We start from the raw sequence: 25193 nt of genomic DNA, 5'->3' as shown, positions 1-25193 counted from the left end.
CCTCTTTTCATTTCAGACGTTACTTACACTATTCCCGAATCATGAAAAGAAGATACGTGACCATTCAAAAAAGCTCGCCGAATGGCGAGCTTTTGGTCACAGTTTGTACACTTGCGCTTCGTACGGACGAAGAGTGAACGGTTCAATCGGTTCCATGTTGCCGATGACGCGTTCGTTTACGTCATATGGTAAATCACGTTGTTTTGTTTCGCCCGAGAAGTTACAGAGCACGAGCCAAGTTTCTCCTTCGAACGAACGTGTGAATGCATAGACCGCTTCATCTTCCGGCAACAAGAGCTCATACTTTCCATAGACAACGATTGGATTGGCTTTACGGAGCGCAATCAATTGACGGTAGTAATGGAAGAGCGAATTCGGGTCTTTCCGTGCCGCTTCCGCATTGATGTCGACATAGTTCGGGTTGACCCCGATCCATGGCGTCCCAGTCGTGAAGCCGCCGTGCGCTTCGTCCGACCACTGAACTGGTGTGCGTGAATTGTCACGTCCCCGCTCATGAATCCCACGGAAGATCTCATCGTGTGTCAACAATCCTTTTGATGTGTAATCATGATAGGCATTCAACGTTTCAATATCTCGGTATTGATCAATCGAATCAAAGGCGACGTTCGTCATGCCGAACTCTTCCCCTTGATAAATATATGGTGTTCCTTTTAATAGGTGAAGGAGTGTCGCGAGCATCTTCCCAGAACGGACACGGTATTCCGGTGAATCATTCCCAAAACGTGAGATAGCTCGAGGCTGGTCATGGTTACTCCAGTACAAGCTGTTCCACCCTTCTTCTTCAAGTCCTTCTTGCCAACGTGAGAAGATCGTCTTCAGTTCGGTCAACTTCCAGTCCGTCGGATTCCACTTCCCGAAGCTCCCGTTCCCGACGTCTACGTGCTCAAAGTGAAAGACCATGTTCAATTCTTTGCGGTCTTCCCCTGTATAAAGCTTCGCTTCTTCTACACTGACACCTGGCATCTCCCCGACCGTGATCGTATCGTATTTCGATAAGACTTCTTGATTCATCTCCTGCATGAATTCATGGATGCGTGGTCCGTTAAAGAAGAATGGCGTACCGTCACCGTATCCCGTTCCTTGTGTTTGACCGTCTGGGTAGCTTTGGTCTTTTGAGATCATGTTGATGACGTCCATTCGGAACCCATCGACCCCTTTATCGAGCCAATACGTCATGAGGTCATACACTTCACGGCGAAGCGTCTCGCTTTCCCAGTTCAAATCCGGTTGCTTCTTACTGAAGAGGTGAAGGTAGTACTCATCGCTCGCCTCATCATACTGCCAAGCGCTACCGCCGAAGAAAGCTCCCCAGTTCGTCGGTGGTTGACCGTCCTTTCCTTTTTTCCAAATATAATAGTCACGATACGGACTATCTTTTGAAGAACGTGACTCCATGAACCATTGGTGTTCGTCAGAAGAGTGGTTGACGACGAGGTCCATCATGATTTTAATACCATGCCGGTGCGCTTCCTCAAGCATCGCATCAAAGTCATCCATCGTACCAAACTCGTCCATGATGGCACGGTAATCACGAATATCGTATCCATTGTCATCGTTCGGTGAATCATATACCGGCGAGAGCCAGATGACATCGATCCCGAGTTCTGCCAAGTAAGACATCTTCTCCGTGATTCCTTGAATATCACCAATTCCGTCCCCGTTCGAATCATTGAAGCTACGTGGATAAATTTGATATACGACCGCTTCTTTCCACCATTGTTTCATGTTACATCCTCCTTGAAGTTCATTTTCCGTTTCAACGCTTTCATCGTACTGCCTTCAAGGATTCATGACCATCCATGATATGATTAGGATATGCACAATTTTGCTATAAAAAGAGGAGACTACTATGGAAATCGGCTTTTGTGGCTATTCGTACCATACAACGACTTATACTTTTCCATTCGCAAACTTACTCGATACGTATCTGATTCGCTTACAGACAGAGGGGACGGCTCGGATTGTGGTCAATGGGGAAACGATGATCACACGACCTGGTGACTTATTAATCGTCCGTCCGGGTGACTTCTATGAAATGCATGTCGATACACCCGCGAGCGGAGATTATCATATCTTTTGCACTGGACATTCGATGGATACATGGTGGCATGCGACTCCACGGAAACGACTGTATGCGATCACCATCGATTCCCGCCTACTTTCGCTATGGCAACACATTACAGAGGAAGTGCGTCGTCCACCATCTGAACAAAGTGCTGTACTAATTGAAACGCTCGTCCAAGCCCTACTACTCATGCTCGATCGTTCGATTCAAGATGTGCATTCCCATACGCGACCTCCAGTCGTCTCTCGTATGATGCGCTTTATCGAAGCGCACGTCACGAGTGAGTTCAAAGTATCAGACGTCGCCACAGCGGTCGACCTCAGTGTTTCACGGACCGTTCACCTCTTTAAAGAAGGGACCGGGATGACCATCATCGAATATGCACAATCGATTCGGTTGCAGCTAGCCGAAGAGCAAATGCGCTATACAAAGCATTCGTTAGAAACGATTGCGGAACTATCTGGATTTCGAAGTTATCCATATTTCCACAGAATTTTCAAACGAAAATTTGGCGTCGCACCAGGGGTTTATCGGACACTTCAACAAAAAAACGAAAAAAAATAAAAAAAGAGTGATCCATTTTTTGAACCGCTCCGTTAGATGGGTGTAAATAACGACAACACTCACTTACGAAAAGGAGCGATTACACATGAAGAAGAAGACGTTAAACAAAATCGTAGCCCCGGCGCTTGCCTTAGGACTACTCGTACCAGTGAACGCACAAGCAGCGGACCACATGCCAACAGCGAGCACACCAGCAGGTGACCTTCGCGCGACACTCGACCAACTCTTATCTGAGCACTATGTATTAGCCGTCACATCGATGATGAAAGGTTATGACGAGGCAGCAGATGCTGCGGTCGCAGATCAAGCACTCGATCAAAACGCACTCGATATGACACCAGCCATTTCTTCTATCTATGGAGAAGAAGGTGGCATGAAATTTGAAGAAATCTTCCGTGGTCACAACGACTACTCAGCCGACTTCGTCGAAGCTGCAAAATCAGAAAACAAAGAGTTACGGATGGAAGCGGAAGCTGAAGTTGATGAGTTCGTAGAAGAATTCTCAACATTCCTCGACGCAGCGACGGAAGGGAACTTACCGAAGGACGCAGCAGCTGACGCGCTTGAACTTCACGAAGACCAAGTCCTCTCTGTATTCGATAACTACGTCGAAGGAGATTACGAAGAAGCTTACATGACGTTCCGTGAAGGCTACAAGCACATGTTCAACATCAGTAAAGCCCTCTCAGGTGCAATCGTCACACAAATGCCTGACAAATTCACGACTGGAGCCGACACACCAGCTGTTGAACTCCGCTCAACATTGAACAGTCTCGCAGGTGAGCACTTCGCCCTCGCAGCAATCGGTATGCAAAAAGGCTACGATCAAGCAGAGGACTATGACTACGTAACATGGGCAGAAGACCAAAACACACTCGACTTCAAAGCAGCCATCGCATCCGTATATGGTGACGAAGGTGCTGCACAGTTCGAAAAAGTATGGAATTCAGATCACATCACGGCACAAGGTGACATCGTCGCTGCTACACTTGAAGGTGACGAAGCGAAGATTGAAGATGCACGTATGAAACTCGACCAATTCGCTGTCGACTTCAGCACATTCCTCGATGCTGCAACAGAAGGTAACTTACCACAAGCTGCCGGTGAAGAAGCGATCAAACAGCACGAAGCGCTCGTACTCGACACGTTCGATCAATATGTCGCTGGCGATGCAGAAGCTGCTTGGATGTCATTCCGTGAAGGATATGCGTTCATGTTCGGTGTTGGTGAAACACTCGGTAACGCGATCGTGACACAAATGCCTGACAAGTTCGAAGAAACAATGATGCCTGAAGAGATGCCTGAAACAGGTCTCGGTGGTGCACAAGAACAATCAATGAACAGCCTCTACGCTGGATTAGCTGTACTTGGCGGAATCTTACTCGCCTTCGTAACGCTTCGCAAACGTAAAGTGTCTGAACAATAATCAATAAGGAGGGAGTCCCATGAACAAGCGCCTTTTGTTTCTGGCGCTCTCTCTCTTTTGTTTTAGCTTCTGGACGTGGACGAGTGCCCAAGAATCGTCGTCACCACCTGTAGAAGAAAAACAAATAGAGGAGAGCCCGGATTTAACGGCTGAATTCTCACTTCTACAGGAAGAGGTGAAAAAGCTACGTTTAGCCGAGGAAGAAGAAAACGCCAAGGCCGTCACCCCTGTTCAAATCCAGATCCCTAAAATCGATGTCGATACGGCAATTGAACAAGTCGGTGTCCTGGACAATGGACAGATGGGCGTACCAGAAGATGAGAACCAGGTCGGGTGGTTCGAACCCGGTGTCACACCAGGTAGCAAAGGAAACGCCGTGATTGCTGGTCATGTGGATAGCAAGACCGGCCCGGCTATCTTTTATCAACTCGATCAACTCAAAGAAGGCGATGACGTTCTGATTCAAGATGAGGCGGGAAACACCTTACGATTCCGCGTCACGAAAACAGAACGCTATGATACGAAAACCGCGCCAATTGAAGAGATTTTCGGTGCCACATCAAATCGGAACTTAAATTTGATTACTTGTTCGGGGACGTTCGGGGACGGGGGCTACGATGAACGATTCGTCGTCTATACAGAGCTGGTGGATACCGAACTGAACGAAACTGTCGATCTCGAGACACCGACGGCAGTCGAGCTGAAAGGTAACTTATTGACATGGCACGCCGTTCGTCAAGAGAGCGTGATTGGATATCGGATCTATGAAGTCATCGACGGAAAAGCGACTCATATCGATAGTATCCCATCCCATGCACGAAAAAGTATCGAGGTCACAAGTGAGAACAACGCATCCTATTACGTGACTGCGATTGACAAGCTTGGAAATGAGTCAAAACCGTCTCAGATGACAAAATGACAAGAAGACCCCTTACTCACTTCAATGTGAATAAGGGGTCTTCTCAATTATACGAAGCAAGGAATTTGCGGGTTGAACGTCTTGTTGTTCTCCGTCATGACCTGCTTTTTAATTTTGCCTTCTCCGAGGTAGACGATGCGATCGGCAAGCGCCTCGGCATCTTCCTCGTCGTGCGTCACAAAGATTGTCGTCGTGCCCGTCTGCTTCAAGAGACGGCGAAGGTCGTCGCGAATCCGGTGTTGAAGTGACGTATCCAAGTTACTGAACGGTTCGTCTAGAATCAAGAGCGCTGGCTTCGGTGCGAGCGCACGTGCGAGCGCGACACGCTGCTGTTGTCCCCCACTGAGCTCATAAGGGTAGCGGTGGCGAAATTCCGTCAAGTTGACGAGTTCGAGCATCTCTTCAACACGCGCATTCCGTTCCTTGCGGTTCAGTTTATGAAGACCGAACCGAATGTTCTTTTCAACGGTCATGTGCGGAAAGAGTGCGTAGTCTTGGAAGACCATCCCGACGCCACGATCTTCTGGCGGCATGAACTGACAATCGTCGCAACAGACACAGTCGTTCACGACGACGACGCCCTGGTTCGGCATCTCGAGTCCCGCGATCAAACGGAGAATCGTACTTTTCCCAGAACCGCTGTCCCCAAGAAGCGAGACGATTTCACCTTTTGTGATTGAAATCGAAAACCCTTTGATGGTTTCTTCATTTGCACCTTTATAGCTAAAATGTAAATCGTTGATTTGAACGAACATTAGTCGGCCTCCTTATCAAGCACCTTGTGGGAAACGAATATCAACAGTCCACTCATGAGGACGATGACGATGGAAGCGAGTGCCGCTTCGTGAATCTTCTCATCACTCACGTATTTGAACGCCTGTGTCGCAAGCGTCGAAAAGTTAAATGGTTGTAAAAAGAGCGTCAGCGGCAACTCTTTCATAATATCAATAAAGACGAGGATGAACGCGCTCATGATGGCACCTTTGATCATCGGAATATCGACGCGGAAGAACGTTTGGACGGTATTCCATCCCAACATGCGGGACGCTTCCGTGAACGACTTCCCGACCTTCTCGAATCCGCTCTCAATCGAGTTGTAACCGATCGCGAGGAAGCGGATGACGTAAGCAAAGATGAGCATGATGAGCGTCGTTCGGAATACGAACGTCTGACTCAAGTCGAGCGCACGTGCCAGATTAAGCACTTTGTCATCGAGCCATAAGAAGAGCGTGATGACCGCGATGGCGATCGCTGCTCCCGGAATCGAATACCCAAGCGTCGTCACTTTTGAAATGACGCGTGTCATGTTCGACGGGAATAGTCGCGTATAGTTCGCAATGATGAGTGCGAACAGTAGGATAATCACGGTCGCGGTAAAGGCGACCCGTACCGTATTCCAAACGAGTTGCCAAAATTCTTCCGTAAAGACCGTATCGAACGTCAGGAACGTCCATGCCGTCAGCTGCGTGAACGGGATGACGAATGCAATCGCAAAGACGATCGAGACATAAGCGAATACCGCATAGCGATGCCAGCCTTGAAGCGGTCTCGGTTTGAGCGGTTTCACTTTTGTCGAAGCGTAACTGAATTGTTTCCGTCCTCGTACGAGTCGCTCCATCGTCAAGATGGCGATGACGAGAATCATAAGGGTACCTGCTAGCTTCAATGCGGACGACGTGTCTTTCATCCCGAACCATGTGCTAAAAATGGCCGTACTGAACGTCTGAATCCCAAAATATTTCACGACCCCATAGTCGTTCAGCACTTCCATCAAAACGAGACTGACACCGCCGATGATGGCAACGCGAGAAATCGGAATGACGACGGTGAAGAAAATATCCCACGACCCGCGACCGAGAATCCGCGCGTTCTCAATCATTGAGGACGACTGGTTATGGAGGAACGCCCGCGTGATCGTATAGATGTATGGGTAGAGAAACAATGTGAAGATGAACACCGTCCCTTGAATCGACATGATATTGAAGTACGATTGATCGACGGTGATACCAAATTCATTTCGTAACGTCGTTTGAATCACTCCGGTGTAATTTAAAATGCCATGATACGTGTACGCCCCGATATAAGGCGGAATCGCGAGCGGCAAGATGAGTGCCCATTTAAAGAAACGACGGAACGGGAAATCATAGACGGTCACGAACCAAGCGAGGCTCGTCCCAATCACGGTCGTCAGTACACCTGTGGCTAACATGATGAATAGCGTGTTTCGTACGTAACGGGGAAGCAAGTACTCTTGGATGTGCTGCCAATTGTCATTGACCGGCGCAAACAATTCGACGAGTACGACAATTCCCGGTAGGACGATCAATAAAATCGCAAGAAAGCTGAGAATCGCCCATCCATTCAGTTGTCGTTTTACTGCGTGCCAGTTCATGTCGTACCGCTCCCGTTCTGTAAACTATCAATTCCTGTCCCATCATATCAGTTTCTAGGCATCCCGTGTAGCGCCTAGGGTGTGAGAAACGCAAAAATCTCCGGCCTGAACTCTCGTTCAAGCCGAAGTCATCTTACTTCCAACCTACTTCGTTAAAGATGCGAATTGCTTCTTGTTGGTTTTCACCAAGTACTGAGAGGTTGATGTCTTGTTCCTTGAACTCGCCCCATGATTGAAGAAGCTCGTTCGGCTCAACCGACTCGTTGACTGGGTATTCGTAGTTTACACTCGCAAACTTCTCTTGAGCTGACGGTTCTGACATGAACTCCATCAATTTCTGAGCATTTTCTGTGTTTTTCGATGCTTTCGTCATCGCGATACCAGAAATGTTCACGTGTGTGCCTGTTGTATCTTGGTTCGGGAAGAAGACACCGAGCTCTTCAGCGACTTTCTTCTCTTCTTCGTCTTCAGAATTCAACATGAGACCCATATAGTACGTGTTCATGATGGCGACGTCCCCTTCACCGGCGACGACTGCTTTTGCTTGGTCACGGTCGTTCCCTTGTGGGTCACGTGCCATGTTATTCACTAAGCCCTTCGCCCACTCTTTCGCCTCATCGACACCGTTTACTTCGATGAATGACGCGAGGAGTGAGATGTTGTACATGTTTTCAGACGGACGGACGAGTACTTTGTCGCTCCACTGTTCTTCCGTCAACGCTTCATACGTCGACAACTCTTCTGGCTTCACGCGATCTTTTGAATACACGATGACACGCGCACGTTTCGTCAAACCGAACCATTCGTTGTCCGTGTCACGATATTTCGCAGGGATGTTTGACTCAAGCTCATCGCTATCGACCGCTTGGAGGTGCCCCGCTTCTTTTGCCTGATACAAGTTCCCAGCATCTGCCGTAATGAAGAGGTCCGCCTCAGTACTCTCACCTTCAGTGTTCAAACGCTCGAGGAGTTCGTCACTCTTTCCTTCCACCACGTTGACTTTGATGCCTGTTTCTTCTTCAAACTGCTTGTATAATTGTTGATCGACATCGTAGTGGCGACTCGAGTAAACATTGACGACGTTCGAATCGTCTGAGCCTTCATTTGAAGTTGTCTCTTCTGTGCTTGCACAAGCGGCAAGGAGTGATGTCGTTAACGCTGCCGAAATTCCTAAAGCTGCATATTTTTTGTTCATCTGTCATTCCCCCACATTCGGTTATTTCTCTCTGGTAATGATAATTACTCTCAATACCTATCATTACTGATAATCATTCTCACGTCAAGGATTTTCTGCAATCGCTATCCGTTTGAATGTACGCTTTATGACAGTTTTGAAGGTATCATTTCTTGACTTCAAAAGATTGCGGACGATATAGTAAGACCAAACAAACCGTCTGGTCGGTACAGAAAGAGGTGAATGTATGACAAACCGATCGAACATCACAAAACAAAAGCTATTGGATGCGGCAACGGACATCATTATGAATCATGGAGTTCACCAACTCACGTTGGACGAGGTCGCCAAAACTGCAGGGATTTCAAAAGGTGGTCTCCTTTATCACTACCCTTCAAAGGAAGCATTGATGACTGCGATGGTTGAACGATTACAACAAGAACAAAACGAGTTATATGTTTCGTTGCAACAAGAAGGTCACGGACCAGTCGAAGCATTCGTTCGTCTGTTTGACGAGACGAAGTTACATCCTGAGCGAGCAACCATTCAAATCGACGTCGAGAAAATGATTGCATTTCTTACGTTGTTCGCTGTCGACCAAGAGTATGCGGATCGTTGGAAACATGATTTGGATACGTTCTTCGCACAGTTCCAACAAACGGCTGACCCAGTGGAAACGATGATCATTCGTTATGCACTCGAAGGCATGATGATGTCCGAACACTTCGGTGTCGGTGTTCCCCCTACCGAACTCAAACAATCAATCATCGAACGCTTGATTGATCGGGCACATAAAATCGACAACCATTCATAAAAACAACATTAGAGGAGATTAAAACACATGCAGAAAATCACGTCCTTCTCCGTCAACAACAAGTTCGCCGTCTGGTTGATGACAATCATTTTGACGGCCGCCGGTCTTTTCGCCGGTTTGACGATGAAGCTTGAGACATTACCGGACATTACGACACCGACCGTCTCAGTCACAACCATTTATCCTGGTGCTTCACCTGAGCAAGTACTTGAAGAAGTCAGTAGCGTCCTCGAAGAGCGCCTTCAAAGTCTAAATGGCGTTGAGCAAGTTCGTTCTTCATCGTTCCAAAACGCATCAAACATTCAAATCGACTATGACTTCAGTACAGACATGGATGAAGCCGAACAGCAAGTGAAAGACGCGTTAAGTAACGTCGAGTTGCCCGAGTCGGCACAAGAGCCTCAAGTGTCGCGTCTCAGCTTCGACGCTTTCCCAGTAGTCGGAGCTGCCATCTCGGATGAAAGTCTTGATTTGGCCGAATTGACAAAGCTCGTTGAAGAAGAAGTGCAACCTGCCCTTGAAGGGGTAGAAGGCGCACAAACCGTCCAAATTGCCGGACAAGAGATTCGCCGCGTCGAACTCCAATTCGACCAGGAAGCGCTCGCTGAATACAATTTGACGGAAGATACGGTCAAACAATTGATTCAAGCGAACGATGCCCGTATCGCCCTCGGGTTATATGAATTAGGCGACACAGAGCAAGCGGTCGTCATCGACGGAAAATCAGAGACGCTCGAAGCGTTCCGCGACCTTCAAATCCCGTACTCACCAGCCCAGTCTACACCGGCGACACCGTCTGCTCCGACGGAATTGCCAACTGGTCAAACGCCAGACGTCCCGACGGAAACGCCATCGGCATTACCACCGAACGTCCCGACTGCGGTTCCGACCGTTGCGTTGAGTGAGCTTGCAACGATCGAAGACAAAGGAATCGAAGAATCGATTTCTCGCTCGAACGGTGAACGTTCAATCGGCGTACAAGTGACGAAAACACAAGATGCGAACACGGTTGATGTCGTCAACGCCGTCAAAGAAGTATTGAATGACTTCGAGGCAGAATATGATACAGCGAACGTGTCCATCACACTCGACCAAGGACAACCAATTGAAGAATCGGTCGAAACGATGTTATCAAAAGCATTGCTCGGTGGTTTATTCGCCATCTTGATCATCTTAGTGTTCTTGCGTAACTTCCGATCGACGATTATCGCTGTCATCTCGATCCCATTGTCACTTCTCATGGCACTCATCGTGTTGAAACAATTAGGGATCACACTGAATATCATGACACTCGGAGCAATGACCGTCGCTATTGGGCGTGTCGTCGATGACTCCATCGTCGTCATCGAGAATATTTACCGTCGCCTCACTAGATCGAATGAACCACTTCGTGGAAAAGAGTTGATTATTGCTGCGACGAAAGAAGTATTTATTCCAATCGCTTCTTCAACCGTCGTCACCATTGCAGTATTCTTACCGCTCGGTTTTGTCACAGGATTTGTCGGTGAGTTGTTCTTGCCGTTCGCATTGACTGTCGTATTTGCCCTTCTCGCTTCGTTGCTCGTGGCGATTACGGTCGTTCCGATGATGGCCGACTCGTTCTTTAAAAACCGTGACAAGTTGAAGCCAGAAGAAGGTCCAGGTAAGCTCGCGGAATCGTATCGCGGCGTCTTGAACTGGTCACTGAACCATAAACTCGTCGTCTTCGGACTCGCGACCGCTCTTCTTATCGGAAGCTTCGCTCTTGTTCCGGCGATTGGAGTCAACTTCTTGAATCAGGATTCGGAGAAGACGTTGTTCGTCACGTTCGACCCAGAACCGGGTCAAACGCTTGAAGACTCGATTGCTGCGGCAGAAGTGGCAGAAGAATACTTCATGGAAGAACAACCGAACGCAACGGACGTTCAGTTCACGGTCGGTGGAGAGAACCCACTGAACCCTGGGAACAACAAACAAGGGATTTTCATCGTTCAATACGATCCGGACACAGAAGATTTTGCTGATGTGAAACTGGCAGACATCGAGAAGTTAAATGAACTCGCCTCAAGTGGGGAGTGGAAAGAACAAGACTTCTCTGGTGGCGGTGCGACGAGTGGCGTCACGTATAACGTGTATGCCAACTCACTTGAAGATTTAGAAGCCATCGTGCCGACGTTCATCGAAACGATTGAAGAAGAAACAGACTATGTCCGTCAAGCGACATCTGACTTACGTGAGTCATATGTACAATATACGTTCAACGTCGATCAACAGGCTGCAGCAGAAGCCGGTGTGTCTGCAGGTCAAATCGCACAAGTCATCAGCCAATTCCAGGCACCCGAAAGCCCACTTGCGAGCGTGACGGTAGATGACAAACAATTAGACGTCATCATCCCGAACGAGCAAGTGACGTATGACAGTGTCGATGACTTACAAGCACAAGAAATCACGACACCGTTCGGTCCACGCCCGATCTCAGACTTTATTGAAATCGAAGAAGGCACGACACCAGACACACTCGTCGAGCGCGACGGAAAACTGCTCGCCCAAGTAAGTGTTGAACTCAGCACAGATAAAGCGACAGAAGCGTCTGCTGCGATTGAAGAACGCGTATCAGACATCGAACTCCCATCTGGCGTAACGTACGATGTCGGTGGGGTAACGGAACAGATCCAAGAATCGTTCACACAGCTCGGTCTTGCGATGCTTGCTGCGATCGCCATCGTCTACTTGGTCCTCGTCATCACATTCGGTGGAGCTCTCACGCCATTCGTCGTGTTGTTCTCACTTCCGTACGCGATTATCGGTGGACTCGTCGCCCTTCTCATCACAGGTGAAACGATTTCGGTATCTGCCTTGATCGGGGCACTCATGTTGATCGGGATTGTCGTCACGAACGCCATCGTCTTGATTGACCGCGTCATCCATAAAGAAGAAGCTGGTTTATCAACACGTGAAGCGTTACTGGAGGCAGCAGGTACACGCCTTCGCCCAATCTTGATGACCGCACTTGCGACTATCGGTGCACTCGCACCGCTCGCACTCGGTCTCGAGGGTGGGGCTCTCATCTCGAAAGGTCTCGGTGTCACCGTAATCGGCGGACTTACAAGTTCGACGCTCCTCACGTTGCTCATCGTGCCGATCGTCTATGAGTTCTTCACACGATTCCGTAAGAAAAAACAAGCATAAACCTAAAACATGCGCAGCGGTTTATTCCGCTGCGCATGTTTTATATTTCAATGATATATAGCTGTTCCGCACAATCCGGAACTTCAAAGAATGATGTCACATGATGAAAGACCTCTTCCGTATCAAATGCCGCTCGTTCCGGTTCCATGATGCGACGTTTATGAATCTGTCGAAGACATTGTTCGTCACTTCGATTTAGATAAACCAAGCAGTGATCCGCTCCCACGTCCTGTGCAAGTTTTAGAAACCAGGCTCGAGACGACTTCGTATTTGCCGGAAAATCCATCACGACATTCATCCCTAGTTTTAACAATTGTTTCACATGAGATTCAAGAAGTGGCTTCAGCAGAGTAGCATGTTTTCTGTAGTCCTCAAACGTATGAATTTGATTAGGATATAGGGTAGATAACCATTCATCTTCGGACAAAAGAACGGCTTGTTTTTCAGTAGCCAGTTGTTTGGCCTTCGTTGATTTTCCAGCCCCCATTTTTCCACATAAGAAATAAAGTGTTCCCTTCTCTTCCATCGCTCTATCTTCCTCCTCTTCATCGAGTAGAATAAACGTATTATACCCTTCTCTTGACCTATCCCGTTGAATTTGAGAAGATTCATACGTTTTGATTGATGCGAAAGGAAGTCATGTAAATGAAATTATTAAAATGGGTGATTGGACTCACGCTCTTGTTCGGGTTGAGTACACTCGGCAACTGGATTGTCGAAACATTCTCTTGGAAAGTACCAGGCAGCGTCATCGGTATGGTGCTCTTGCTCGTCCTCTTACTGACAAAAGTCATTCGCGTGGAATGGATTGAAGACAGTGCCGGATATTTGACGAAGCATCTCGCCTTCTTCTTCATCCCGATTGCCGTCGGTCTCATGGCATACGGTACGTTGTTAAAAGCTGCCGGCATCCCACTCCTCATCACGTTACTCGTTAGCATGGCGGTCGGAATGATTGTGACGGCGCTCGTTTCCGGGAAAGAAGGTGAGACGTCATGACATACGTCTGGATCGGATTGACGATTCTCGTATATTCCCTTAGTCGTCGACTCTCCATGAAGTGGGCTTCTCCATTCACCAATGTCGTCTTCTTAAGTACAGCGATTTTGATTCTCCTATTACTCGTGACAGGACAGTCCTATGATACGTATAAACCGGCTACCGATATCATCACGATCTTACTCGGGCCAGCGACGGTCGCTCTCGGATTGCCACTCTATCGCAACTTACCCGTGTTACTCGCCCGGGCAAAGCGAGCCTTGAGTGCGATTGTCATCGGGTCCCTCTCCACAATTTTTGTCGCTGTGCTTTTCGGGAAATTGCTTTCGTTTACCGAAAACGTGTTGATTGCGCTATCGGTCAAGTCTGCTACGTCCCCGATTGCCCTTGAATTGGCTCGACAACTAGAAGGGGATGCGACACTTGCGGCCTCGATTGCCGTCGCCTGCGGTATTTTAGGTGCGATGCTCGGACCGGTATTATTGACATCGATCCATATGGACGACCCGTTCACGCGTGGCATTGCGCTCGGGACCATCAGTCACGGAATCGGGACCGCTCAGGCGGCAACTGAACATCCACTGTCTGGCGCTACAGGTGGTGCCGCGATGGGATTGACAGCCATCTTCACATCGTTTATCTTGCCCATTTTATATCCGTTTCTCTTTTGAACAGGTCACACCCATTTCATCGATGGGCGTGACTTTTTTGTTTCGACTTCGAGCGCGCGTGATAAACTAATGAAGATGAAACTTATTAGAGGAGGGCAATCCATGCAAGCAAAATTAATTGAACGCTTAATGACTTATGCAAAGATCGATACACAGTCTGACTTCACGAGTACGACAACACCATCGACGGCCAAACAATGGGATTTGATTCGTCATTTGGAAAAGGAATTGAAAGAACTTGGACTGACAGACGTCGAGACGGACGAATACGGCTACCTATTCGCCACACTTCCGAGTAACGTCGATCATGACGTCCCGACAATCGGATTCCTCGCTCACGTGGATACAGCGACCGACTTCACAGGAACGAACGTCTCCCCTCAACTCGTCGAGCATTATGAAGGTGGCGACATCGTCTTGAATGAGTCGCTTAATGTCGTCTTATCACCAAAAGACTTCCCAGAACTGGACGGGTATGTCGGGCATACGCTCATGACAACCGATGGGACGACACTCCTCGGTGCGGATGATAAGGCAGGGATTGCTGAAATCGTCACAGCCGTCGAATACTTATTGGCTCACCCTGAGATTCCACACGGACCGGTCCGCATTGCTTTCACACCGGACGAAGAGATTGGACGTGGACCACATAAATTCGATGTCGCCCGATTCAATGCAGATTTCGCTTACACGATGGATGGTGGCCCGCTCGGAGAGTTACAGTATGAGAGCTTTAACGCAGCCGGTGCGACCGTCACCTTCCACGGGACGAACGTGCACCCAGGTAGCGCGAAAAATAAGATGGTGAACTCGATGAAACTCGCTATGGCGTTCCAAAACCGTTTACCGGCTGATGAGGCACCAGAACGTACGAGCAACTACGAAGGATTCTTCCATTTGAACGGCTTCAATGGGGATGTGGAGAAGACGACGCTTCAATACATCATCCGCGATCACGACAAACAGAAGTTTGAAGCGCGTAAAGCATTGATGGAGAAACTTGTCCTCGAATGGAAACAAAAATACGGGGAAGAGCGGATTGAGCTCCAGATGGAAGACCAGTATTACAACATGGCCGAGAAAATCGAACCGGTGAAACACATCGTCGATACCGTCGCTGACGTCATGCGCGGCCTTGACATCGAACCGAAGATTGAACCGATTCGTGGCGGGACAGACGGATCGCAACTTTCTTACATGGGTCTTCCGACACCGAACATTTTCACGGGTGGCGAAAACTATCACGGGAAGTTCGAATACATCTCTGTGAACAACATGGAAAAAGCAACAACGGTCATCATCGAAACACTTCGCACATTCGCGAAGCGTGCACAAGCATAACAAATGCGCCTCCAATCGTTCTCTTTTACACTAGAGACATTGGAGGCGATTTTGATGAAACATACATTTAGCATGAACCTCGGCTGGGATGGCGGACGAAATGACGTCGGTACCCTCGAGGCCGAGCGATTAAAGACACAGATTTCGATTCCACCCGAAATGGACGGTCCTGGAGTCGGCACAAATCCGGATGAGATGTTACTCGGGGCAGCGGCCACGTGTTATATCATCACACTCGCAGCCGTACTCGGACGAAGTGATCTGACTCACCGTGGCATCACGATTGACGCGGAAGGAATCGTCGATGTGACGAACGGCATCTTCACTTACGAGACGATTTGCTATGCGACAACGATTCAAGTCCCGTCAGAGATGACGGATCGAGAGATCACGTTGGTCGAGCGCATTGCGAAAAAAGCGAAAGATCAATGTATGATTTCACGCGCGCTCGCAGGAAATGTGGCGTTTGAACTCGATACGACTGTTATACGAGTCGACTAAAGCCGTCATGATGATGGCTTTTTCTGTGACTTTGCCTATGTCATCATTATAGTTCTTATGCGACACTGCGCGATTTTCAAAAACGTGATACAATACACGTCGTAAACTAATCAGAAAAACGAGGGATACCATACATGATTACAGTAAATAACGTCAGCCTACAATTTGGCGGCCGCAAGTTGTTCGAAGAGGTGAACATCAAGTTCACGCCAGGCAACTGTTACGGATTGATCGGTGCGAACGGTGCCGGTAAATCAACATTCTTAAAGATTTTATCAGGTGAGCAAGATACGTCGACAGGTGATGTCAGCATCACACCGGGTGAGCGTCTCGCCGTCCTCAAACAGGACCATTACGCGTATGAGGACAGTGCGGTTCTCGAGACCGTCATCATGGGTCACGAGCGTCTCTACAAAGTAATGAAAGAAAAAGACGCCATCTACATGAAAGAAGATTTCTCAGATGAAGACGGGATGCGCGCAGCTGAACTCGAAGGCGAATTCGCTGAGTTGAACGGTTGGGAAGCAGAGTCAGAAGCCTCGATGGTCCTTCAAGGTCTCGGCATCACAGAAGCGCTCCACCAGAAACAAATGAGCGAACTCACAGGTGGGGAGAAAGTCAAAGTCCTTCTTGCCCAAGCGCTCTTCGGTAAGCCAGATATCCTCCTCTTAGACGAGCCGACCAACGGACTTGACCTAAAAGCGATTCAATGGTTGGAAGAGTTCTTGATCAACTTTGAAAACACAGTTATCGTCGTTTCCCACGACCGTCACTTCTTGAACAAAGTCTGTACGCACATGGCAGACCTCGACTTTGGAAAAATCCAATTGTATGTCGGGAACTACGACTTCTGGTATGAGTCAAGCCAACTTGCTACACGTATGGCTTCAGACCAGAACAAGAAAAAAGAAGAGAAAATCAAAGAACTTCAAAACTTCATCGCGCGTTTCAGCTCGAACGCCTCAAAGGCCCGTCAAGCGACGTCACGTAAGAAGTTGCTCGATAAGATCACACTCGATGACATTCGTCCGTCGTCACGTCGTTACCCGTTCGTCGGATTCACGATGGAGCGCGAGATCGGGAACGATGTTCTCTATGTCGACAACGTATCGAAGACGATCGATGGCGTAAAAGTACTCGACAACGTCACGTTTTCACTCAACAAGACGGACAAAGTCGCATTCGTCGGTCGTTCGGACGTTGCCATCACAACACTCTTTAAAATTCTTATGGGTGAGATGGAGCCAGATACAGGTTCGGTCAAATGGGGCGTGACGACGACTCAGTCATACTTCCCGAAAGACAACTCGGAGTACTTCGAAGGCTCAGAAAAGAGTATTTTGGACTGGTTGCGTCAATTCTCACCTGCCGATGAGTCAGATACGTTCCTTCGTGGATTCCTCGGTCGCATGCTCTTTTCAGGTGAAGAAGTCATGAAGAAGGCGTCTGTCCTCTCAGGGGGAGAAAAAGTACGCTGCATGCTCTCGAAGATGATGCTCTCGAACTCGAACGTGCTTGTCCTCGACGATCCGACGAACCACTTGGATCTTGAATCGATCACAGCTCTCAACAATGGTCTCGAGACGTTCAAAGGCGTACTCCTCTTCAGCTCACATGACCATCAGCTCATCTCGACGATTGCGACACGCATCATCGAAGTGACACCAAACGGCATCGTGGACAAAGAAGCATCGTACGATGAGTTCCTCGAGAATGAAACGCTTCAACAACAAGTTGAATCCCTCTATCAAAATGCATAATAAAAAAATCGGCTCAACGCGAGCCGATTTTTTATTTAACGTCTACCGTCTCCATCACGTGCTCATGAATATCATGACCTTTTGTGACATGGACTTGAACGTTGTATGCGCCAGATTCAGTAAAGGTGTGTGCACCTTTATACATCCCAGCATCTGCTTCATCTAACTTCACCCACTCATGTTTGTCTGCCCCGTCTTGGAAGATTTCGAGTTGTACGTCTGCCCCCGCGAGCATCTCCTCTTCAATCATGACGTGCACCATGAACGGCTGTTCTTCACCTGCTGTCGCCTCTTTTGGATCAAGTGTGATGTCTGCTCCAGCGTGGTGATGATGCTCACTATCCTCTGTTTCTTCGGCAGCTGTTTCTGGGTGTCCGACTGTTACTTTTGTCGTTGGCATCGTGTGCATCGAACGAGCCGTAACGTGAACTTGGACCGTGTAAACAGCTTCTTCAGCGAACGTCGTCTCCGCTTCATAGACGCCATCTTTCGTGAGCGTCGCCTTAATCATATCGCTCTCTTCTTTCGCATCATTCTTCCATACTTCAAACTTGATTTCATCTGCGTCGTCTACAGGTTGACCTTCTTGCGTGACATGGACCGACAATGGCACTGTTTCTCCTTTTTCCGCTGTTGCGGCAACCGTCAACTCTGCCTCTACCGGTTCCATCGATTGTGGAACAGCCGCGCTTTCTGCTTCTTTCTCCGTACCGCACGCTCCGAGTATAAACAACCCGAAAAGCCCAAACACGACCCCAAACCGTGTCATCATCTTTTTCATCATGAATCCTCCTCATAAATCGCTTACATCTTTCACACATTGTTCATGATACCATCTCTTCCCAAAAATAGTGTGAGCATTCTGTGATATATCCCACGATACATTCTCACAAATTTCACACATCTAGTCGATACAAATTCGTTATAAACCCATTTCCGTATTTTAGTCCTTCATTTCAAAAAACGGGTATATAAAATATATGTATCGTGCATTCGGAAATTCTTAACATCAAGAAGATGACATCATGAATGGAGGCGAATTCAGATGAAACGTAAGGTCATTCGTGGGGCGATGGCACTCTTCATCTTATTGGCGATGGTGATCACACAATCGATTTCCGTAAGTGCCGCCGCTTCAAAATTTATTACGAGCGTGAACACGACGAGTAAAGTCGTCGCGTTGACGTTCGATGACGGGGCAGACGGCGCAAACACGAACAAAATTTTAGACATTTTGGCAAAAAACAACGTCAAAGCTACTTTCTTTTTGACAGGTTCGGGTGCGAACAACCATCCACAATACATTAAAAATATCGCCGCAAAAGGACATCAGCTCGGTAACCACTCATATACACACCCTGATTTCACGAAACTGAATGCTACTCAAATGAAATCCGAACTCGACCGCACAGAAGCCTTGATTACATCGTTTACCGGAAAAACGACAAAGCCGATTTTTAGAGCTCCATTTGGTGCCGTCAATAGTGCCGTATTGAACGGTGTCGGTGCTGCCGGATACGGATATACGATTCAATGGAACATCGACACGATTGACTGGAAAGGACTGACCGCGAGCCAAATCAACACGAAAGTACAAACCAATATTAAACCGGGTTCAATCGTCTTGATGCATACTGGAGCCGGGGCCCCGGGTACACCGCTCGCACTCCCAACGATGATTTCACAACTCAAAGCAAAAGGGTACCAATTCGTCACGGTCTCGCAATTACTTGCATATCAAAACACGTCGACGAACAAAACGTATACCGTGAAGTCAGGTGATACGTTATACGGTATCGCACGGACATACGGTGTCACCGTCTCGGCGCTTGCGGCTGCCAACAACATCACGAACTATAGCTTAATCTACGTCGGACAAGTGCTCATCATTCCAGGAACGACCGTCACACCACCACCTGCAACGACCGTGAAGTATACGGTGAAGTCGAGCGATACACTCTATAAGATTGCGACCATGTACAATACGACTGTCGCGAAAATCGCTGCCGCCAATAACATCACGAACGTCAATCTCATCAGTGTCGGTCAGGTGCTCATCATTCCTGGAACAACCGTCACACCACCACCTGCAACGACCGTAAAGTATACCGTGAAGTCGGGCGATACGCTCTATAAGATTGCGACCATGTACAATACGACTGTCGCAAAAATCGCTGCCGCCAATAACATCACGAACGTCAATCTCATCAGTGTCGGTCAGGTGTTGACCATTCCGAAATGACACGCCCCAAACAAAAATAACCGCTGCACGTGCAGCGGTTATTTGCTTCTCATTAATTTGTGAACTGCTCCGCTTCTGTTGATCCAGCCAGTGCTGTCGTGGACGATTGTCCGCCTGAGATGACGAGCGACACTTCGTCGAAATAACCCGTTCCGACTTCACGTTGGTGACGTGTCGCCGTGTAACCATGTACTTCAGCCGCAAATTCTGCTTGTTGTAACTCTGAATATGCCGCCATGCCACGGTCTTTGTACCCGCGTGCAAGTTCGAACATCCCGAAGTTGAGCGCGTGGAATCCAGCGAGCGTGACGAACTGGAACTTGTACCCCATCGCACCGATCTCTTGTTGAAACGTTGCAATCTCTTCGTCTGACAACTTCTTCTTCCAGTTGAACGATGGTGAACAGTTGTAAGCGAGAAGTTTGCCAGGATACTTCGCATGAATCGCTTCGGCAAATTGACGGGCTTCTGCCAAATCTGGTTCAGACGTCTCACACCATACGAGGTCTGCATATGGTGCATACGCGAGACCACGAGCGATCGCTTGCTCGATACCGGCTTCCGTGCGATAGAAGCCTTCCGGTGTACGTTCTCCAATGATGAACGGATGATCGATTGGGTCGATATCGCTCGTGATCAAGTTCGCCGCGTGCGCATCTGTACGCGCTACGATAATCGTCGGGACGCCCATGACGTCTGCCGCGAGTCGCGCCGAGATCAAGTTTTTCACAGCCGTCTGTGTCGGGAGCAATACCTTTCCACCGAGGTGACCACATTTCTTCTCAGACGAAAGCTGGTCTTCGAGGTGAACGCCAGCAGCCCCCGCTTCGATCATCGCCTTCGTCAATTCGAATACGTTGAGTACCCCACCGAATCCTGCTTCCATATCTGCGACAATCGGTGCGAACCAATGTGTATCGCCTTTTCCTTCTGCCGTTTGAATTTGATCTGCACGTTGAAGTGCCTGGTTGATTCGTTTAACGACACTTGGCACTGAGTTGGCCGGATACAGACTTTGGTCCGGATACATCTGACCCGAAAGGTTAGCATCCGCCGCTACTTGCCATCCGCTCAAATAGATGGCTTCAAGTCCTGCCTTCACTTGTTGGATGGCTTGGTTTCCAGTCAACGCACCGAGTGCATGAACGTAGTCACGATCGTGCATCAATTGCCACAAGCGTTCCGCTCCCTTTGTCGCAAGCGTCTGTTCAATCACGATAGACCCCCGTAATTTCATGACATCCTCTACAGAGTATGGACGTTCTACCCCTTCAAATCGTTCTGACTTCCAGCTGTTCACCAATTCTTCGCGTTGTTTCATCTATAAACCCTCCTGTATTATATTAGTTTTAACAAAATTAATTTGTTATATAACAGATAGTGCAAACTAAACGATTTAGTCGAGGTAAGCACAGCACTCCAGCGCCGCTTTAAACGATGAATGTTCCATCCCGCAGCAACGACATACATTTTCTTCATCGGGATCTTCAGGTTTACGGAAGACGACGACCTCATCAATCGATTCCTTCATGATTTGGAGCGAACCGTCCGTTCGATCCAAGACGAGACGCATCAAGTCATTCCCATATACGAATGCTGTATTCGCAAGAGAAGCTGTCGATTCTCCAGATACGATGCGACGGACGACCCAACGTTCAATCAACTGTTCGCTTTCCATTTTTTTTGTATTCATGATGAGGTTCCTCCTTTAAGGTTTAACTCTACGGTTTGGCGTTTCATAAATTCACGGCGGCGGCGGTGTAAGATCGGTTCTGTGTACCCGTTCGGTTGCTTCAATCCATGAAACACGAGTTCGTGTGCGGCTTGATAGGCGATCGATTGATCGACGTTTGGTGTCATCGGCCGATAATTCGGATCTTGTTCGTTTTGTTCATCGACGACTTGCGCCATCCGATAAAGCGTGACTTCCACTTGATCGGCTGAACAGATGCCGTGATACAACCAGTTGGCCACGTGTTGGCTCGAAATACGAAGTGTTGCCCGGTCTTCCATGAGGCCGATGTGATGAATGTCTGGCACTTTCGAGCAACCCACGCCTTGTTCGACCCAACGAACGACGTATCCGAGCAACCCTTGCAAGTTGTTCTCGAGTTCCTCTTTAATCTCGTCTTGCGAATAGATGCGTGTCGCGAGCGGGATATCGAGGAGCTGTTGTCGTTCATGATTCAAACCAGGCTGTTGCATCAATTCTCGCTGTATATCAAAAGCATCGAATTGATGATAGTGCATCGCATGGAGCGTCGCCGCTGTCGGCGAAGGCACCCATGCCGTCGTTGCCCCGGAGCGTACGTGTGCAATTTTTTCACGCATCATGTCCCGCATCCGGTCGGGCATCGCCCACATCCCTTTTCCGATTTGTGCTTGATGATGGAACCCGCTCTCGAGACCGGTTGATACATTCAACCGTTCATATGCAGCGAGCCAAGGTGACGTCTTCATTTCTCCTTTTCGACGCATCGGTCCGAGTGTCATCGAGGAATGAATCTCGTCCCCCGTCCGGTCGAGGAAGCCCGTGTTAATGAAAACGACCCGCTCTTTTACTTGAGCGATACAATTTTTTAAGTTGAGCGACGTTCGTCTCTCTTCATCCATCACGCCGACTTTTAACGTATAGCGCGGAAGTTCTAACAAATCTTCCACGGCGTCAAACAAGTCATTGGTGAATGCTACTTCTTCAGACCCATGCATTTTCGGTTTGACGATATAGATTGATCCTTCCCGAGAGTTGAGGCGCCGATGTAGATGGCGACTCGCGATCAATGAAGTGAAGATGGCATCAACGATCCCCTCTGGTACCTCACGACCTTCCGCATCAAGGATCAAGTCGGTCGTCATCAAGTGTCCGACATTTCGAATGAATAAGAGTGCACGTCCTGGGAGGACAACTTCCGCTCCATCTTTTCCAATCAAACGCTTATCTTCGTTTAAACGCCGAGAGAGTCGCTTCCCATTCTTTTGGAACGAGGCTTCAAGCGTCCCGTCCATCAAGCCGAGCCAATTACGATACAGATGAACTTTGTCTTCCGCACAAACGGCTGCGACCGAGTCCTCGCAGTCCACAATCGCGGAGAGGGCTGATTCGAGCTCAATGTCCATCAGTCCAGCAGGATCGATTTTGCCGATCGGGTGCTCGCGGTCAAATTGAAGTTCGACGTGTAAGACATGGTGCTGAAGCATCAATGTGCGTAACTTGTTCGGTTCCCCGGTGTAGCCGACGAATGAATCATGAGCGAACGAATACTCGTCTTCCCCAGCCACCGCATAGGCGACATCGTCACGAACGAAGTAACGTGTCACTTTCTCGTGAGATTCTGATGGTAGCGGGAACGAATCATCGAGAAACTGTTTAGCGATGCGGATGACCTCATTACCGCGAACGGGATTATATTCTCGTCCTTTTTCCATACCGTCTGCCTCTTCAATCATATCTGTTCCATAAAGGGCGTCGTAGAGACTTCCCCATCTGGCATTGGCGGCATTGAGTGCGTATCTGGCATTGTCTAATGGTACGACGAGTTGCGGTCCAGCTTGATGGGCGATTTCACGGTCGACATCCGACACATCGATGTTGAAATCTTTGACGACCGGTTCGATATAGCCGATTGAAGTTAAAAACGTCTCGTATTTGATGGGATCGACTTCATCTTGTCGACTGTACCAATCCTGTAATAGTCGTTCGTATGTCGTTCGCTGCTCTAGAAGCGTCTGATTGACTGGAATGAAACGCTCTAGAAGCGATTCGACACCTTCCCAAAAATTGTTGATTTCATGAGGTTCTAGTATACTTTCATTCACAAATTCGAACAGCTTCTCATGAACATGATACGTATTTAGTCGTTCATAGTGTTCCAAGCGCTCACATCCTCCCTTAGTCGTTGTTATATATCAGTTTATTAAAATATAGACTATTATACAACAGTTTGACAACCCATTTGTTAAAACTTTTTATTTGAAATATTGTCAGGATGGGTTTACTATACATTGTGTGACCCATCAATAATTGAGTTATCAATGATTCGAGGAGGCGATATGCATGCGAGATTCTTGCTCGCTTCGCGATCAAATTCTCTATCACATCATCACCGTACAAAAAGAAATGGGGCAATTATTCGACTCTGAAATGGACGGACTCAGCTTAAGTCGCTATGACATTTTAAGCAATTTGTATCATGTCGGCCCATTGCGTCAACGTGAATTGCAACAACGCGTCGATGTCGATCACGCAGCTATCACTCGACACTTGAAACAATTAGAGACACAAGGACTCATCACGCGGAGACGATGTGAAGAAGACAACCGTGTCATCTATGTCGAGTTGACAGACCACGGCCGTGAACAAATTGCACATTGGACTGAGCAAAAACAGTGCTTAACGGACCGACTTTTTGTCAACATGAAGGTAGAGGATCAACAACAGTTATTAGCATCCCTGACGATGTTACAAGATACTATTGACCATGAAAGGAAGACTACAATATGAACACTGCTACACAAAAAGACTTTATGGAGATTGTCAAAGGACGCCGCTCGATTCGTGTATACGATGAGAACGTCAAAATCTCAAAAGAAGAAATGACACAAATTCTTGAAGAAGCGACAACGGCGCCTTCATCACTTAACTTACAGCCATGGCGTTTTGTCGTCATCGATAGCACAGAAGGAAAAGAGACGCTCCTTCCACTCTCAAGCTTCAATAAACGCCAAGTAGAAACGTCTTCAGCTGTCATCGCGCTCTTCGCTGACTACCAAATGGCAGACTACACAGAAGAGATTTTCAATACAGCTGTAGAACGTGGCATAATGCCCGCTGAAGTCCGCGACCGCCAAGTCGACATGATCAAAGGCATCTTCAAAGATGCACCGAAAGAAATGATTAAAGATAGCATCATGCTCGATTCAGGTCTCGTTGCGATGCAACTCATGCTCGTCGCACGGGCACATGGTTATGACACAAACCCAATCGGTGGATACGACAAAGCGAACATCGCTGAAGCGTTCGGTCTCGACAAAGAACGTTACCTTCCAGTCATGCTTCTCTCAATCGGGAAAGCAGCAGAAGAAGGTTACCCATCAGTACGCTTCCCAGTCGACCGCATCACAGACTGGAAATAATTC

The 25193-nt window shown here is 48.2% G+C and carries 22 protein-coding genes; 13 read left to right on the top strand and 9 right to left on the bottom strand.

Going from position 1 to position 25193, the window contains the following annotated elements:
* Nucleotides 1-96 precede the first annotated feature (96 nt).
* Nucleotides 97-1746, bottom strand: a complete 1650-nt coding sequence (locus tag KNO98_RS11025; protein WP_214700896.1) for a glycoside hydrolase family 13 protein — start codon at nucleotides 1744-1746, stop codon at nucleotides 97-99.
* A gap of 124 nt (nucleotides 1747-1870) precedes the next feature.
* Between KNO98_RS11025 and KNO98_RS11020 the strand changes: the two genes are divergently transcribed.
* The 3 genes from KNO98_RS11020 to KNO98_RS11010 all read left to right on the top strand — a co-directional run bounded on the left by KNO98_RS11020 (nucleotide 1871) and on the right by KNO98_RS11010 (nucleotide 4995).
* Complete coding sequence (locus tag KNO98_RS11020) at nucleotides 1871-2650, top strand: helix-turn-helix domain-containing protein (RefSeq protein ID WP_214700895.1); 780 nt, start codon at nucleotides 1871-1873, stop codon at nucleotides 2648-2650.
* A gap of 85 nt (nucleotides 2651-2735) precedes the next feature.
* Entirely contained in the window at nucleotides 2736-4076 is a 1341-nt protein-coding gene (locus tag KNO98_RS11015; RefSeq protein ID WP_026824593.1) for a globin family protein, read from the top strand.
* 19 nt (nucleotides 4077-4095) lie between these two features.
* Nucleotides 4096-4995: a class F sortase gene (locus tag KNO98_RS11010; RefSeq protein WP_214700894.1), complete on the top strand. Its 900-nt coding sequence runs from the start codon at nucleotides 4096-4098 to the stop codon at nucleotides 4993-4995.
* A gap of 47 nt (nucleotides 4996-5042) precedes the next feature.
* Here KNO98_RS11010 and KNO98_RS11005 read toward each other — a convergent pair whose 3' ends face one another.
* The 3 genes from KNO98_RS11005 to KNO98_RS10995 form a co-directional block, all read right to left on the bottom strand.
* The gene (locus KNO98_RS11005) at nucleotides 5043-5750 is read right to left on the bottom strand and encodes an ABC transporter ATP-binding protein (RefSeq protein ID WP_026824595.1); all 708 of its coding nucleotides are present in this window, start codon (nucleotides 5748-5750) and stop codon (nucleotides 5043-5045) included.
* Nucleotides 5750-7387: an ABC transporter permease gene (locus KNO98_RS11000; RefSeq protein WP_026824596.1), complete on the bottom strand. Its 1638-nt coding sequence runs from the start codon at nucleotides 7385-7387 to the stop codon at nucleotides 5750-5752. The genes KNO98_RS11005 and KNO98_RS11000 overlap by 1 nt, the downstream gene beginning before the upstream one ends.
* A gap of 133 nt (nucleotides 7388-7520) precedes the next feature.
* The gene (locus KNO98_RS10995; protein WP_214700893.1) at nucleotides 7521-8582 is read right to left on the bottom strand and encodes a Fe(3+) ABC transporter substrate-binding protein; all 1062 of its coding nucleotides are present in this window, start codon (nucleotides 8580-8582) and stop codon (nucleotides 7521-7523) included.
* 226 nt (nucleotides 8583-8808) lie between these two features.
* On the opposite strand from KNO98_RS10995, the gene KNO98_RS10990 reads away from it, so the two are divergent.
* Together KNO98_RS10990 and KNO98_RS10985 are read left to right on the top strand one after the other, a co-directional pair.
* A complete protein-coding gene (locus tag KNO98_RS10990) occupies nucleotides 8809-9375 on the top strand; it encodes a TetR/AcrR family transcriptional regulator (RefSeq protein ID WP_214700892.1) in 567 nt (188 codons plus the stop codon).
* A gap of 27 nt (nucleotides 9376-9402) precedes the next feature.
* A complete protein-coding gene (locus KNO98_RS10985; RefSeq protein ID WP_214700890.1) occupies nucleotides 9403-12543 on the top strand; it encodes an efflux RND transporter permease subunit in 3141 nt (1046 codons plus the stop codon).
* A gap of 40 nt (nucleotides 12544-12583) precedes the next feature.
* Here the strand turns inward: KNO98_RS10985 and KNO98_RS10980 are convergent, their stop codons facing one another.
* Nucleotides 12584-13069, bottom strand: a complete 486-nt coding sequence (locus KNO98_RS10980) for a P-loop nucleotide/nucleoside kinase family protein (RefSeq protein ID WP_214700888.1) — start codon at nucleotides 13067-13069, stop codon at nucleotides 12584-12586.
* A 119-nt stretch (nucleotides 13070-13188) separates the two neighbouring features.
* Between KNO98_RS10980 and KNO98_RS10975 the strand changes: the two genes are divergently transcribed.
* The 5 genes from KNO98_RS10975 to KNO98_RS10955 all read left to right on the top strand — a co-directional run bounded on the left by KNO98_RS10975 (nucleotide 13189) and on the right by KNO98_RS10955 (nucleotide 17815).
* Nucleotides 13189-13542: a CidA/LrgA family protein gene (locus KNO98_RS10975; protein ID WP_214700887.1), complete on the top strand. Its 354-nt coding sequence runs from the start codon at nucleotides 13189-13191 to the stop codon at nucleotides 13540-13542.
* A complete protein-coding gene (locus KNO98_RS10970) occupies nucleotides 13539-14213 on the top strand; it encodes an LrgB family protein (RefSeq protein ID WP_026824602.1) in 675 nt (224 codons plus the stop codon). Before KNO98_RS10975 ends, KNO98_RS10970 begins: the two co-directional genes overlap by 4 nt.
* A 102-nt stretch (nucleotides 14214-14315) precedes the next feature.
* On the top strand, nucleotides 14316-15554 hold the full coding sequence (gene pepT / locus KNO98_RS10965; RefSeq protein WP_214700886.1) for a peptidase T: 1239 nt from the start codon (nucleotides 14316-14318) through the stop codon (nucleotides 15552-15554).
* Nucleotides 15555-15605: 51 nt separating this feature from the next.
* Nucleotides 15606-16055, top strand: coding sequence for an SACOL1771 family peroxiredoxin (locus KNO98_RS10960; RefSeq protein WP_026824604.1), 450 nt, complete (start codon nucleotides 15606-15608; stop codon nucleotides 16053-16055).
* A gap of 134 nt (nucleotides 16056-16189) precedes the next feature.
* Nucleotides 16190-17815 (top strand): ABC-F family ATP-binding cassette domain-containing protein, encoded by a 1626-nt coding sequence (locus tag KNO98_RS10955; RefSeq protein ID WP_026824605.1) that lies wholly within the window; start codon nucleotides 16190-16192, stop codon nucleotides 17813-17815.
* 31 nt (nucleotides 17816-17846) lie between these two features.
* On the opposite strand, the gene KNO98_RS10950 is transcribed toward KNO98_RS10955, so the two are convergent.
* Nucleotides 17847-18596 carry a FixH family protein gene (locus tag KNO98_RS10950; protein WP_214700885.1) on the bottom strand — a complete coding sequence of 250 codons (750 nt, stop codon included), beginning with the start codon at nucleotides 18594-18596 and terminating at the stop codon, nucleotides 17847-17849.
* A gap of 264 nt (nucleotides 18597-18860) precedes the next feature.
* On the opposite strand from KNO98_RS10950, the gene KNO98_RS10945 reads away from it, so the two are divergent.
* Nucleotides 18861-20057, top strand: coding sequence for a LysM peptidoglycan-binding domain-containing protein (locus tag KNO98_RS10945; protein ID WP_214700884.1), 1197 nt, complete (start codon nucleotides 18861-18863; stop codon nucleotides 20055-20057).
* 52 nt (nucleotides 20058-20109) lie between these two features.
* Here the strand turns inward: KNO98_RS10945 and aceA are convergent, their stop codons facing one another.
* From aceA to KNO98_RS10930, 3 genes are all read right to left on the bottom strand, one after another.
* On the bottom strand, nucleotides 20110-21378 hold the full coding sequence (gene aceA / locus KNO98_RS10940) for an isocitrate lyase (protein ID WP_214700882.1): 1269 nt from the start codon (nucleotides 21376-21378) through the stop codon (nucleotides 20110-20112).
* A 75-nt stretch (nucleotides 21379-21453) separates the two neighbouring features.
* Nucleotides 21454-21750, bottom strand: coding sequence for a hypothetical protein (locus KNO98_RS10935; protein WP_214700880.1), 297 nt, complete (start codon nucleotides 21748-21750; stop codon nucleotides 21454-21456).
* Nucleotides 21747-23930: a malate synthase G gene (locus KNO98_RS10930; RefSeq protein ID WP_214700878.1), complete on the bottom strand. Its 2184-nt coding sequence runs from the start codon at nucleotides 23928-23930 to the stop codon at nucleotides 21747-21749. The genes KNO98_RS10935 and KNO98_RS10930 overlap by 4 nt, the downstream gene beginning before the upstream one ends.
* A gap of 181 nt (nucleotides 23931-24111) precedes the next feature.
* Here KNO98_RS10930 and KNO98_RS10925 point away from each other — a divergent pair, with 181 nt between their 5' ends.
* Nucleotides 24112-24558 (top strand): MarR family winged helix-turn-helix transcriptional regulator, encoded by a 447-nt coding sequence (locus tag KNO98_RS10925; RefSeq protein WP_026824611.1) that lies wholly within the window; start codon nucleotides 24112-24114, stop codon nucleotides 24556-24558.
* Nucleotides 24555-25190, top strand: coding sequence for a nitroreductase family protein (locus tag KNO98_RS10920; protein ID WP_214700876.1), 636 nt, complete (start codon nucleotides 24555-24557; stop codon nucleotides 25188-25190). The genes KNO98_RS10925 and KNO98_RS10920 overlap by 4 nt, the downstream gene beginning before the upstream one ends.
* Nucleotides 25191-25193: the final 3 nt, after the last annotated feature.

The sequence above is a fragment of the Exiguobacterium sp. s57 genome (assembly GCF_018617685.1).
In the GTDB taxonomy this organism is placed as follows: Bacteria; Bacillota; Bacilli; order Exiguobacteriales; family Exiguobacteriaceae; genus Exiguobacterium; species Exiguobacterium marinum.
This window is presented reverse-complemented; position numbering and strand designations above follow the sequence as displayed.